Raw genomic sequence first — 12,720 nt, 5'->3', positions numbered from 1 at the left:
AGTGATGTGGAAAGCGCTTTCCAACACGCTACGGTCGGCTCCTCTCGGACGTCAACCTCCCGGACGGCTAGTCTCGGCCGACCAGGAACGCGCGAAGGAGGCGGCGTTGACGTCGCGGCAGGTCACGCTGGCGGAAGTCGCGAAGCACGCGGGCGTGTCGCTCGCGACCGCGTCGCGCGTGCTCAACGGCAGCACCCGACAGGTCAGCGAGGAGCTGCGGGCCCGGGTGATCGGCACCGCGCGGGGGCTCGGCTACCTGCCCAACGCCTCGGCCCAGGCGCTCGCGCGCAACTCGAGCCTGCTGGTCGGCCTGGTGGTGCACGACATCGCCGACCCCTACTTCTCCAGCATCGCCGCCGGTGTGACCAGGATCGCCGAGGACGCCGGGCTGGTCGTGGTGCTCGGCACCACCGGCCGCGACCCGCGCCGCGAGGTGGACCTGGTCAACACGCTGCGCGCGCACCGGGCCCGGGCCGTGGTGATCGCGGGCAGCCGCACCACCGACCGGGCGGCGTCGCGTCGGCTCGCCGACGAGATCACCGCGTTCACCGCGCAGGGCGGCCGGGTGGCGTGCGTCTCCCAGGCCAAGCTCGGCACGGACACCGTGGTGCCCGCGAACCGGTCCGGCGCGCGGGCGCTGGCCCGCCGGCTCGCCGCGCTCGGCCACCGCCGGTTCGCCGTCCTGGCGGGTCCGCCGGACCTTTTGGTGGCGCGCGACCGGCTGGCCGGGTTCAGGGCGGGCCTGGCCGACGAGGGCCTGGCGCTGCCCGACGCGCACGTCATCGCCAGCGACTTCACCCGGGACGGCGGCTACGCGGCGGTGGCCGACCTGGTCGCCGCCCGCACCGGCGCGACCTGCGTGTTCGCCGTGAACGACGTGATGGCGATGGGCGCGATGGCGGCGCTGCGGGAACGCGGCCTGCGGGTGCCGGAGGACGTCTCGGTGGCCGGGTTCGACGACATCCCGACCCTGCGCGACCTGGTGCCGGCGCTGAGCACGGTGCGGCTGCCGCTGGAGGACATGGGCGAGCGCGCGGCCCGGCTGGTGCTGGACGACGTGGACGCCGGACCGCGCACGGTCCGGGTGGCGGGGGAGGTCGTGCTGCGGGCGAGCACTTCCTCGCCCAGCGGTACCGGACTGCGCTGACCGGCGGTTACGCTCTACTCTGGACACCGTTCGACCACCCCTCGCGAGGAGTGATCACTTCCGTGCGCGACGCGCAGTCCCCGGGCGGCAGTACCGAGCCGGGTCCGATACCCGGCTGCCAGCCCCGCCAGTCCCACCCCGGGTGGGCCCCATGACCATCCTGCTCAGCGTCCTCGGCCTCGCCGCCGTGGTGGTGCTCACCATCGGCACGTTCATCGCGGTCGCCGCCGAGTTCTCCCTCACCGCGCTGGAGCGCAGCACCATCGAGTCCCACGTCGCCCAGGTGGGTGACGCGAAGGCCCGGACGGTGGAGAAGGCGCACCGGTCGCTGTCGTTCCAGCTCTCCGGCTCCCAGCTCGCGATCACGATCACCACGCTGATCACCGGCTACATCGCCGAGCCCGCCATCGCCGAGCTGATCTCCCCCGCGCTGACCGGCGTGGGCGTGCCCGCCTCGGCGGCCGGGCCGATCGCGCTGACGTTCGCGTTGGCGCTGGCCACGGCGCTGTCGATGGTGTTCGGCGAGCTGGTGCCGAAGAACCTGGCGATCGCCAGGCCGCTGGAGACCGCCCGCGCGGTCGCGGGCGTGCAGGCCGGGTTCTCCGCCGTGTTCCGGTGGCTGATCACCGCCCTGAACGGCACCGCGAACTGGCTGGTGCGCAGGCTGGGCGTGGAGCCCGCCGAGGAGCTGGCGTCGGCCCGCTCGCCGCAGGAGCTGGGCGCGTTGATCCGCTCCAGCGCCGAGCAGGGCACCATCGACCCCGGCACCGCGACCCTGCTGGACCGCTCGCTGCGGTTCGGCGACCGCACGGCGGAGGAGCTGATGACCCCGCGCGTGCGGGTCGAGTCGCTGCGCGCCGACGCGACCGTGCTGGACCTGGTGGCCAAGGCCCGCGAGACGGGGTTCTCCCGGTTCCCGGTCTACCACGGCGACCTGGACGAGGTGCGCGGCATCGTGCACGTCAAGCAGGCGTTCGGGGTGCCGAGGTCGCAGCGGGCGACCACGCCGCTGTCGGCGCTGACCCGCCCGGTGCAGACGGTGCCCGCGACGTTGGAGGGCGACGCGCTGCTGGACCGGCTGCGCGCCTCCGGCCTGCAGACGGCGCTGGTCGTGGACGAGTACGGCGGCACGGCGGGCCTGGTGACGCTGGAGGACGTGGTCGAGGAGATCGTCGGCGACGTGCGCGACGAGCACGACCGGCGGGAGACCGCGCCGGTGCGCCGGCTCGGTGGCGAGGCGTGGCTCGTGTCCGGGCTGCTGCGCGACGACGAGATCGCCGAGGCGACCGGGTTCCGGATGCCCGAGGGCGACTACGAGACCGTGGCGGGCCTGGTGCTCGCCCGGCTGGGCCGCATCCCCGACGCCGGCGACGAGATCCGGGTGGACGACTGGCGGATCACCGTGGTGCAGATGGACCGGCACCGGGTGGCGGAGCTGCGGGTGGCCCGCGTCGAGGACCCGGCGACGCCCGACCGATTGGGGTCGTCGCGATGAGCGTGCTCGCGATCCTGCTGCTGCTGGCGGGCAACGCGTTCTTCGTCGGCGCGGAGTTCGCGATCATCACCGCCCGCCGGGACCGGCTGGAGGCGTTGGCCGAGCAGGGCAGCAGCCGGGCCCGCACGGTGATCAAGGCGGGCCGGGAGCTGCCGCTGCTGATCGCGGGCGCGCAGCTCGGCATCACGCTGTGCTCGCTGGGCCTGGGCGCGCTGGGCGAGCCCGCGGTGGCGGCGATGCTGGAGGCCCCGTTCCTCGGCGTCGGCATCCCGGACGCGGTGCGGCACGGCGTGGCGTTCGCGCTGGCGCTGATCATCGTCGTGGCGCTGCACACCGTGCTGGGCGAGATGGTGCCGAAGAACCTGGCCATCGCCGGCCCCGAGCGGACCGCGCTGCTGCTGGTGCCCGCGCACCTGTGGTTCTGCCGGCTGGTCGCGCCGCTGCTGCGCGGCTTCACCGTGGTGTCCACGGCGGTGCTGAGGCTGGTGGGCGTGACGCCGAGGGAGGAGCTGGAGTCCGCGTACACGCGGGACGAACTGGCCTTGCTGATCGGGCAGTCGCGGCAGGAGGGGCTGCTGGAGGACTCCGAGCACCGGCGGCTCACGCAGACCCTGTCCTCGGCGGAGCGGACCGTGGCCGACGTGCTCGTGCCGCTGGACCGGATCACGTCGGTGTCGGCGCGGCCCACCATGGAGGAGGTCGAGGCGGCGGTGTCGACCACCGGCTTCTCCCGCTTCCCGGTCCGCGAGGGCGACCGGCTGATCGGGTACCTGCACGTCAAGGACGTGCTGGACCTCGCCGACGCGGACCCGTCCACGCGAGTGCCGCCGGGTCGGGTGCGCGGCCTGCCGCGGGTGCCGGCCGAGGCGAGCCTGGACGACGCGGTGGCGACGCTGCGGCGGTCGCAGAGCCACCTGGCACAGGCCGTGTCGGCCGACGGCGTGGTGCGGGGCGTGGTGGCGTTGGAGGATCTGGTCGAGGAGTACGTCGGCACCGTCCGCGACGGCACGCACGTGCGCCGCGAGCTGTGACGGGCGGTGGTGCGGACGTCCGCACCACCGCCCGACCGGTCAGGACGCGGGCCGCACCGCGGGCAGCTCCAGGACCTCCCGCGCCGCCGGCGGCTCCTCCAGCGGGGGCACGCTGACCAGCTCCAGGTCGCGGTCCGCGGCGCGGTCGAGGGCGGCCACGACCCACGCCTCGAAGTCGGTGTCGGCGGCCATCGCGGCCCGCCGCCACCGGTCCACCGCCTCGCCGGCCGCGCTGACCCGCGGCATCACCGCGCGCAGCGGCTTCGAGCCGGGGTGGCGGCTGTCCCGCAGGGCCCGCCGCAGCACAGTGCGGGACCAGCCCTCGCGCTCGGCCCGGTCGAGCCACCGGTCCTGCTCGGCCGGCGGCAGCGCGGCGACCTCGGCGTGGTGCTGGAACGGCAGGCCGCGGCGGCGGCGGGAGGGGTCGAACTTGCGCGCGATCCACGCGTAGTTGCGCAGCGTCTGGTAGTCGAGCCCCACCGCCTCGACCGCCCGACGGTAGCGGTCGGTGTACTTGTCCTGGCCGAAGACCAGCCAGTCGCCGAGGTACCACGCCGACGAGCTGGCGATGCGCGCGATCCGCTGCCCCGCCTGCTCCCAGGTCTCGAACGTGACGTCCCGCGGGAACGCCAGCCCCACCGGCGTGGTGAGGATCCGGCTCTCGACCGCGCCGACGGGACGCCGGCGCGGCACCGCGTTCACCTTGTCCACTTGTTCCCCCTGATGCTGTGTGGATCTCCTTGCTATCGGGGGCCTCTCACACACCGGTCAACTTCCGCTCACACCGTGAACCCGATCCGGCCCGGCGGCGGAGAACAGGTGACCGCCCGCCACGGGACCAGCCCGAAAGGCCACCATGACACCACCCACCGACGCCGAGATCATCGAACGGTCGCGCCGCCGGCCGGACGAGTTCGCGGCGCTCTTCGACCGGCACGCGCCGCACATCCGGCGCTACCTCGCGCGCAGGCTCGGCGACCAGGTCGCGGACGACCTCGTCGCCGAGACGTTCCTCACCGCGTTCGACAAGCGGGAGCGCTACGACCGGACCCGGCCGGGGGCGCGGCCGTGGCTGTACGGCATCGCGACCAACCTCGTCGGGCAGCACCGCAGGCAGGAGGCCCGCCGCTACCGCGCGACCGGCGGCGACCCGGTCGAGCAGGACCACGCGGACCGCGTCGCCGCCGAGGTGACCGCGGGCGCGCTGCGGTCGTCGCTGACCGGCGCGCTGGGCGCGCTGTCCGCCGGGGACCGCGACGTGCTGCTGCTGGTCGCGTGGGAGGACCTGAGCTACGAGGAGGTCGCCGCCGCGTTGGCGATCCCGGTCGGCACGGTGCGGTCCCGGCTGCACCGGGCCCGTCGCCAGGTCAGGCAGGCGCTGGGCGGGCAGAACCCCACCGAGGTCGAGGAGTTGCTGAACCATGGATGAGCTGCGGTTGGTGCGCGAACTGGGTGACGGGACGCCGTTGCCGGACGAGGCGGCGCTGGCCCCCGCGCGGGCGGCGTTCCTCGCCGGGGTCGCGGCGCGGGGCGCGGGGCGACCGCGCCGGGGCCGGTCCCGGCACGTGCCGGCCGGCGCGGCGGCGATCGGCCTGGCGGCGGCCGTGGCCGCGGCGGTCACGCTGTTCCCGTCCGGTGAAACGACACCGGGCGGCCAGGCCGCGGCCACGTCCGCCGGCCCGTCGGAGGACAACGTCCGGCCGGTGACGGACTCGGTGCGGCTGCTGGCCTTCGCCGCCGAGGCGGCCCGCGCGGACCCGGCCGCCGCGCCCCGGCCCGACCAGTTCGTCTACACCCGCAGCACCGGGGACGGCACGGCGGAGCGGGAGATCTGGCTGTCGGTCGACGGCACCCGGGACGGGCTGCTGAACCACGGCGACGGCACGACCACGCCGATGCCCGGCTGCCGGGACGGGCGGATGGCCGTCCACAAGGGCCCCGACCCGCTGCCCGGCGTCACCGAGCCGTGCGAGCCGAGGCCCGCCTACCGCTCCGACCTCCCCACCGACGTGGACGGCATGCTGGCCTACCTCGACGCGAACGCCGGCGGCGAGCCGGGCAGCGTCAACGCGCGCGGCAAGGACGTGCTGGCGCTGATCAACGAGGACCTCCTGCCGCCGGCGTCGAGGGCCGCGCTGTACGAGGCGGCGGCCCGGGTGCCCGGGTTGTCCGTGGTGCCGGACGCGCGGGACGCGGCGGGCCGGGCCGGGGTGGGCATCACGTGGCCGGTGCCGGCGGGGTCGTCGCCCGAGGCGAAGCCGGTGGTGATCGTGTTCGACGCGGAGACCTACGAGCTGCTCGGCACGAACTTCCACGCGATCGTCGAGCAGGCCGTGGTGGACCAGGCGGGGCAGCAGCCCTGAGGCGGGGGGTGGGACCGGCCGGCGACGCGCCGCCGGTCCCACCCGACTACGGTTGGTCACGTGGAGCCGCGCGAGGATGACGACGAGGACGACTTCGACCCGGACGAGGACGAGGACGGCTTCGACGACGATGACGAAGAGGACGAGGACGACCTGTTCGGCGTGACCTCCGAGCCGCGCACCATCTGCCACCTGTGCGGCGGCGCGGGGTTCATCGCCAACCCGACCTCGGCCGTGATCGGCGGCACGCCGCGCACCGTCGACAACGGCCGCGAGTGCCCGCACTGCGCGGGCGCCCGCAAGTTCCCCGGCCTGATCCCCCCGCTCTGAGGGCGTCCGGCGGGCCGGCCCCGGTTCGGCACGAACCGGACCGGTCACCGGCTCGGGCCGGCACCCGTCGGCGGCTCGACAGCCCGCGGCCCGAACCGCACGCCCGTCAGCGGCCCGCCGGCCCGGGTCCGGCACGAACCGGTGTCCGCCCGCCCCACCCGTGCGCCCGCCGAGCACCCACCCTCGCCCCTCGTCAGCGGCCCGCCGCGACCAGTTCCGCCTCGCGGAACGCGCGCGGCGAGAGGTAGCGCCACGACGTGACCAGCGCCCCGACCTGCACGAGCGCGCCCATCACCCACACCGCCCGCAGCCCGAACCCGGCGGCCACGAAGCCGCCGGCCAGCGCGCCCAGCGGCGTCAGGCCCCAGGCCAGCGCCCGGTGGCTCGTCAGCACCCGGCCGAGCAGCGCGGGCGGGGTGAAGCGCTGGCGGCTCGACTGCGAGCACACGTTCCACACCATCACGATCGCGGACTCGGCGAACATCACCACCCCGATCGCCCACGCCCACGGCGGCAGCACGGCGATCAGCGCGAGCCCGACCACCATCCCGACCTGCGCCAGCCGCATCGACCACGCGTAGCCGAGCCGGTCCACCACCCGCCCGACGAACAGCGACGACACCACCCACCCGGCCGCCATCACCGCGAGCATCACGCCGTACCCGACCGAGCCCAGCCCCAGCAGCTCCTTCGCGTACAGCACGAACATCGCCATCGTGGCGCTCGCCGCGAACGACCCGAGCGCCACCGAGACCGTGATCGCCAGCAGCAGCCGCGTCCCGACCAGGAACCGCAGCCCTTCGCCGATGTCGCGCAGCGGGTGCTTGGCCGACGGCGTCGCCGGAGCCGACCGCAGCCCCCGCACCAGCACGAGCGCCACCACCGCGGCCCCGAACGCCACCCACGCGGGCGTGCCGAGGCCGAACGCGACCAGGAACCCGGCCGCCGGCGGCACCGCGAACTGCACCACCCCGCGGTCGATCACCATCAGCCGCGTGTTCGCCGTCGCCAACCGGGCCGGCTCCACCACCTCCGGCACGAGCGCGCCGCTCGCCCCGTCCCCGAGCACCTGCGCCGACGTCACGACGAACGCCACCACCAGCAGCAACGGCAGGCTCAGCGCGTCCGCCACGCCCGCCACGGCGAGCGCCAGCGCCGCGCACGCCTGCACCGCGTAGGCCGACGCGAGCACCGCGCTGCGCCGCACCCGGTCGATCAGCACGCCCGCGAACAGCGAGAACAACAGCCACGGCGCCTGGCCCACCACGTTGACCAGCGACAGCTGCCTCGGGTCCGAGGTGATCGCCGCCGCGATCCACGGCAACACCGCCAACATCAGCCCCTCGGCCACCGAACCCGACACCGCGACGGCCTGCAGCCGCACCCACCCCCTGGACATGACCGCCACCCTGCCAAGAAGACCCGGCACGGCCACACGATTTAGCGAGGGCTCAACCCGCGGACCTCGCGCGGGTCGCCGGCCGGCCCGAAGTACCCTGGTGACGTGGGGGTCGTGCTGTCCGAAGCGGAGTGGACCGCGCGCCGGGACGCGCACGCCGAGCGGGTGCGGCGGTGGACCGGCCCGCACCACGAGCGCAAGGCCGCGGGCCGCAAGCACCCGGTGATGGACTTCCTGTTCTCGTACTACTCGCACCGCCCGTCGCGGCTGGAGCGCTGGCACCCCGGTCCGGGCGTGGTCCTGGAGGGCGACGCGGCGGACGCCTACCTGCGGTGGCCGCTGTACCGGCGCACCCCGGACGGCGTGACGCTGGACGTCGAGGCGTTCGCCCGGGAACGCGCCAACACGATCGCGTTCGCGGGCCGGCTGCTCACCGCGACCGCCGGCCGGGCTCCCCGCCTGGGCTGCTTCGGCCTGCACGAGTGGGCGATGGTCTACCGGCAGCGGCCGGACCAGGTGCGGCACAACGCGTGGCCGCTGCGGCTGGGCAGCGAGGGCACCGACCGGGTGGTGGAGTCGCAGCGGGTGCAGTGCGGGCACTTCGACGCGTTCCGCTTCTTCACCCCCGACGCCCGGCCGCGCAACGCGCTCCAGCCGACCCGGGAGACGCAGGTCGAGCTGGAGCAGCCCGGCTGCCTGCACGCGAACATGGACCTGTTCAAGTGGGCCTACAAGCTCGACCCGGCCACGCCGTCGGAGCTGGTCGCGGACTGCTTCGAGCTGACCGTGCGCATCCGCGAGCTGGACATGCGGGCCAGCCCGTACGACCTGGCCGGGCTCGGCTACGGGCCGGTGCCGATCGAGACCCCCGAAGGCCGGGCCGAGTACGTGCGGCAGCAGAGCGCGTTCGCCGAGGCCGCCGCGCCGCTGAGGGCGCGGCTGATCGACCTGCTCCGCGTGCTCTCGGCGGTTCCCGTCACCACTCGATGACCTGGCGTGACTTCACCCCCGCACCAGGTGTCACCTGTTAGTTTGACGCCGGTCGGGATTCGCCAGCCGTGTTCGGTCGGACGCTGAGAGGAAGACGATGTCTCGACACCGCGCGCTGCGGACGAAGGTGCGGCGCGGCATCGCCAAATGGCCGGTGGCCATCGTCGGCCTGGTGGTCCTCGTGGCGCTCGGGTGGGTCGGCTGGACCTGGGTCGGCGGGATCGTGGAACGCCGCGCGGCCGCCCAGGCGGGCGACTGCAACGAGGGCGACGCGCTGCTGCGGATCGCGTCGACGCCCAGTGTCGCCGAGGCGGTCAAGCAGGTCGCCGAGGCGTGGAGCGAGCAGCGGCCCGTGGTCTACGACCACTGCATCCAGGTCGAGGTCCAGTCCATCGACTCCGAGGTCGTGCTGCAGGGCCTGACCCAGGGCTGGGACGCCGGGAAGCTCGGCGAGCGCCCGCACGCGTGGGTCACCGACTCGATGCTGTGGGCCAACCGGCTGACCGCGCAGAACGCCACCCTGCTCGGGGCCGCGCCGGAGTCGATCGCGGCGAGCCCCGTGCTGCTCGCGCTGCCCCGGGAGCCGGCGCAGGCGGTGCAGTCCGGCTCCGGGTTCCGGTGGACCGACCTGCCCGAACTGACCGGCGCGGCGGACGGCTGGGGCCGGTTCGGGCACCCCGAGTGGGGCCGGTTCACCGTCGCCATGCCGGACCCGGCGACGAACACGGCCACCGCGATGGCCGTGCAGTCCGCGCTGGCGGGCGCGAGCCCCGAGGGCAAGGGCCCGGTCACGACCGAGATGCTGGCGCTCGACCCGGTCAAGAGCACGATGAGCGCGCTGGCGGCGTCCCGGCCCGAGCAGACCCCCGCGAGCACGTGGGAGGCGATGAAGCTGCTCGGCGACGACACCGCGGTGAACGCGGCCGGGTTCAGCGCGGTGCCGGTGTTCGAGGTGGACCTGTACCGGCACAACACCGGCAAGGACACCGGCACGCCGCCGTCGCAGCCGCTGTACGGGGTGGCGGCGGGCGGGCCGACGCCGATCGCCGACTTCCCGTTCGTGCCGCTGGCGGGCGACTGGGTCGGCGAGGCGCAGGTGCGCGCGGCGCAGGCGTTCCGGGAGTTCCTGCGCGAGCCCGACCAGCAGAAGATCCTGGCCGCCGCGGGCCTGCGCGTCGAGGCCACGACCGAGCGTCCGAAGCCGTCGCCGGGCATCCGCTGGGCCGCCGTCACCGACACCCTCACGCCCGCCGACGCCAACACCGCCCAGCAGATCTCCGCCGCGTGGGCCACCGCGGACGGCGGCCAGGTCGTCACCGTGCTGGTGGACACGTCCAAGTCGATGGAGGAAGCCGGCGGCGACGGCCGCAGCCGGATGGACTGGGTCAAGCAGGCGCTGTCCGGGCAGGTCAACCGGTCGGTGTCCGGGTCGCTGGGGCTGTGGGAGTTCTCCCGGCAGCTCGACGGGGACAAGCCGTACCGGCAGCTCGTGGCCACCGGCCCGGTCGCGACCCAGCGGCAGGCGCTGCTGGACGGCGTGGCGCGGTTGGAACCGCGCAGCGCGACCCAGCTCTACACCAGCGTGCTCGCGCTGTACGAGCGGATGCTGGCCGACTACCAGGAGGGCAAGCGCAACCGGATCGTGGTGCTGACCGACGGCGTGAACGACGGCGGCCTCACGTTCGGGGAGCTGACCGCGGCGCTGGCCTCGGCCAGGCAGCCGGGCAAGGACATCGCGATCAGCGTGATCGCGCTCGGCCCGGACCCGGAACGCGAGCCGCTGTCCGAACTGGCCCGCTCGACCGGCGGCACGCTGTCGGTGGTCGCGGACGGTCGCGGCGTGGACGCCGCCCTCGGCCAACTCCTGTCGGCCGACTAGCCGCTCCGCCCCGGCCGCCGCCGTCGGCGCGCCGACCGCACCGCTCGGCCGGATCCCGGTGTCCCGCCGGCCGCCGCTCGCCCGCCCCGACCGGCGCACCGGCCGGATCCGAGGTTCCCTCGGCTGCCCACCGCGACCGGTCCGCCCCGACCCGGCACCCGAACGGCGGCAGGCCGCCCGGCGGCGGCCCGCGCCCCGGTCGTGACGGCTGCGGCGCGTGGCGGCGGCGCGCCGAAACGCGCCGAACGAAGGACACCACCGCGTCCATTCGACCTGTTAAATTCACACCCGATTTATTTCCGATCTTCCGGGAGTCCGGTTTTTCCTGGCCTCTGCCGCAACACTGATCGTTCCGCGCCGGTCAATTGCCTTTCGAACCGGTTGATCGGGGTCCGACGGGCTCGTAACTTCGGGTGCTTCGACGTCCCTGCACACGTCGAGTTCCCTGCCCACGAAAGGACGAACACCGTGAGGAAAGTGTTCCTGGCGCCTGCCCTGCTGGCGCTCGTGCTCGCCGTCCTGGTCGCGCCGAATTCGCAGAGCGCGTTCGCCGGCGACGGGCACGCCACCAGTGTCGTGGAATTGGCCGCGGCGCCCGCGGCGCTGGCCTCGCCGCCCACGGCGGCGGCCTGGCCCGTGCCCAACGCCCGGACCTACCGGATCCTCAGCTCCTGCTCGCCGTACGCGTCGGCCATCCGCGCCGGCGCGCGGGCGTGGAGCGGTCTGACCGAGAGCAGCTCCAGCGGCACCCCGGTCGAGTGCCGCAACGGCTACATCACCGACTGCGGCGGCGGCAGCCGGGTGGTGGGCTGCAACTGGGGCGCGGGCCAGCGGATCGCGCTCTACATGGGCGGCGTGAACGACGACGCCCTGCTGGCCGCGCACGAGTTCGGCCACAACTGGTACGGCCACTCCTCGTACCAGTGCGCGGGCTGGGGCAGCCCGGCCGAGGTGATGGCCCCGTCCATCTGCAACTACAGCGGCGCGACCGCGTTCGAGCGGTAGCGGTCCGCGGCACGGGGAGGCGCTCGCGGGCCACCGGGGCGTCTCCCCCCGCCCGGTCACCGGCCGTAGACGGCGGCCATCGCGGCGATCCGGGCGATCACGCGTTCGCGCAGCTCCGGCGGCTCGACCACGTCCACCTCGGGACCGAGGCGGAGCAGGTCCACGGCGGCGTGCTCCAGCGACTCGACCGGCACCCGCACGGTCGTCCACTCCCCCTCCGGCTCGACGTCCCGCAGCTCGCGGGCGGCGGCCAGGCCGAGCAGCACCCGGGCGCCGCGCAGCCCGTCCGGCGTCATCCGGACCGTCACCCGCATCGGGTAGAGCCGCCGCTCGAACCGCTCCGACCAGCCCGCCCAGAACTCCGCCAGGTCGAACCCCCCGGGCCGCTCGAACGACTCGTCCAGCGCGGTCAGCTCCAGCACCCGGGAGATCCGGTACGTGCGCAGGTCGTCCGCGCGCCCGCCGTCGGCGGGTCCGGGTCCGGTCCCCGTGCGGGCCACGAGGTACCAGGTGCCGGCCTTGAGCACGAGCCCGAGCGGGTCCACCGTCCGCTCCACCTCGACCTGCGCCCACCGCACGTACCGGATCCGCAGCCGGCGCTGCTGCCACACCGCGTCCGCGATCGCGGCCACGTGCGGCGTGCCCTCGCCGCCCCGGAACCAGCCGGGCGCGTCGAGGTGGAACCTCTCCCGCACGCGCGCGGCCCGCGACCGCAGTTCCGGCGGCAACGCCGCGAGCACCTTGAGCTGCGCCGCGGCCACCACCGCGCCGAGCCCCAGCTCGGCCGCCGGTCCCGGCATGCCCGCCAGGAACAGCGAGTCGGCCTCCTCGGTGGTCAGCCCGGTCAGCCGGGTGCGGTAGCCGTCGACCAGCCGGTAGCCGCCCGCCGGGCCCCGGTCGGCGTAGACGGGGACGCCGGCCGAGCCGAGGGCCTCGACGTCGCGGTACACCGTGCGGACGGAGACCTCCAGCTCGTCGGCCAGCTCCTGCGCGGTCATCCGGCCCCGCGACTGGAGCAGGAGCAGCAGGGACAGCAATCGGCCGGCGCGCATGCCACCATCCTGACAGCAGGTGTCAGGTA

Annotated in this window: 12 protein-coding genes; 9 read left to right on the top strand and 3 right to left on the bottom strand. The window is 74.8% G+C overall.

Annotation, left to right across the window (positions count from 1 at the left end):
* The first annotated feature begins 106 nt into the window (after positions 1-106).
* From ACWEFJ_RS20955 to ACWEFJ_RS20945, 3 genes are all read left to right on the top strand, one after another.
* On the top strand, positions 107-1,147 hold the full coding sequence (locus ACWEFJ_RS20955) for a LacI family DNA-binding transcriptional regulator (protein WP_449714744.1): 1,041 nt from the start codon (positions 107-109) through the stop codon (positions 1,145-1,147).
* Positions 1,148-1,298: 151 nt separating this feature from the next.
* Positions 1,299-2,642: a hemolysin family protein gene (locus ACWEFJ_RS20950; RefSeq protein ID WP_378095887.1), complete on the top strand. Its 1,344-nt coding sequence runs from the start codon at positions 1,299-1,301 to the stop codon at positions 2,640-2,642.
* The gene (locus ACWEFJ_RS20945) at positions 2,639-3,673 is read left to right on the top strand and encodes a hemolysin family protein (protein WP_378095889.1); all 1,035 of its coding nucleotides are present in this window, start codon (positions 2,639-2,641) and stop codon (positions 3,671-3,673) included. The genes ACWEFJ_RS20950 and ACWEFJ_RS20945 overlap by 4 nt, the downstream gene beginning before the upstream one ends.
* 39 nt (positions 3,674-3,712) lie before the next feature.
* On the opposite strand, the gene ACWEFJ_RS20940 is transcribed toward ACWEFJ_RS20945, so the two are convergent.
* Positions 3,713-4,384: an LmbU family transcriptional regulator gene (locus ACWEFJ_RS20940; protein ID WP_378094398.1), complete on the bottom strand. Its 672-nt coding sequence runs from the start codon at positions 4,382-4,384 to the stop codon at positions 3,713-3,715.
* Between the two features lie 145 nt (positions 4,385-4,529).
* Here ACWEFJ_RS20940 and ACWEFJ_RS20935 point away from each other — a divergent pair, with 145 nt between their 5' ends.
* Genes ACWEFJ_RS20935 through ACWEFJ_RS20925 form a run of 3 tightly spaced genes read left to right on the top strand, consistent with a single transcriptional unit; the run spans position 4,530 to position 6,366 of the window.
* A complete protein-coding gene (locus ACWEFJ_RS20935; RefSeq protein WP_449714743.1) occupies positions 4,530-5,102 on the top strand; it encodes an RNA polymerase sigma factor in 573 nt (190 codons plus the stop codon).
* Positions 5,095-6,036, top strand: coding sequence for a CU044_5270 family protein (locus ACWEFJ_RS20930; RefSeq protein ID WP_449714742.1), 942 nt, complete (start codon positions 5,095-5,097; stop codon positions 6,034-6,036). Before ACWEFJ_RS20935 ends, ACWEFJ_RS20930 begins: the two co-directional genes overlap by 8 nt.
* Positions 6,037-6,096: 60 nt before the next feature.
* A complete protein-coding gene (locus ACWEFJ_RS20925) occupies positions 6,097-6,366 on the top strand; it encodes a hypothetical protein (protein WP_378094392.1) in 270 nt (89 codons plus the stop codon).
* A 193-nt stretch (positions 6,367-6,559) separates the two neighbouring features.
* Here the strand turns inward: ACWEFJ_RS20925 and ACWEFJ_RS20920 are convergent, their stop codons facing one another.
* Positions 6,560-7,765 (bottom strand): MFS transporter, encoded by a 1,206-nt coding sequence (locus tag ACWEFJ_RS20920; protein ID WP_449714741.1) that lies wholly within the window; start codon positions 7,763-7,765, stop codon positions 6,560-6,562.
* Positions 7,766-7,870: 105 nt separating this feature from the next.
* Here ACWEFJ_RS20920 and ACWEFJ_RS20915 point away from each other — a divergent pair, with 105 nt between their 5' ends.
* The 3 genes from ACWEFJ_RS20915 to ACWEFJ_RS20905 all read left to right on the top strand — a co-directional run bounded on the left by ACWEFJ_RS20915 (position 7,871) and on the right by ACWEFJ_RS20905 (position 11,639).
* The gene (locus ACWEFJ_RS20915; protein WP_378094388.1) at positions 7,871-8,755 is read left to right on the top strand and encodes a 3-methyladenine DNA glycosylase; all 885 of its coding nucleotides are present in this window, start codon (positions 7,871-7,873) and stop codon (positions 8,753-8,755) included.
* Positions 8,756-8,852: 97 nt separating this feature from the next.
* The gene (locus ACWEFJ_RS20910; RefSeq protein WP_449714740.1) at positions 8,853-10,634 is read left to right on the top strand and encodes a substrate-binding domain-containing protein; all 1,782 of its coding nucleotides are present in this window, start codon (positions 8,853-8,855) and stop codon (positions 10,632-10,634) included.
* A gap of 468 nt (positions 10,635-11,102) precedes the next feature.
* A complete protein-coding gene (locus ACWEFJ_RS20905) occupies positions 11,103-11,639 on the top strand; it encodes a hypothetical protein (RefSeq protein ID WP_378094384.1) in 537 nt (178 codons plus the stop codon).
* Positions 11,640-11,695: 56 nt separating this feature from the next.
* Here ACWEFJ_RS20905 and ACWEFJ_RS20900 read toward each other — a convergent pair whose 3' ends face one another.
* Positions 11,696-12,691 (bottom strand): helix-turn-helix transcriptional regulator, encoded by a 996-nt coding sequence (locus tag ACWEFJ_RS20900; RefSeq protein WP_449714739.1) that lies wholly within the window; start codon positions 12,689-12,691, stop codon positions 11,696-11,698.
* Positions 12,692-12,720: the final 29 nt, after the last annotated feature.

It is taken from the genome of Actinosynnema sp. NPDC004786 (assembly GCF_053601135.1).
Note: the sequence above shows the minus strand (reverse complement) of the source record. Positions and strands in the feature narration are given on the sequence as shown.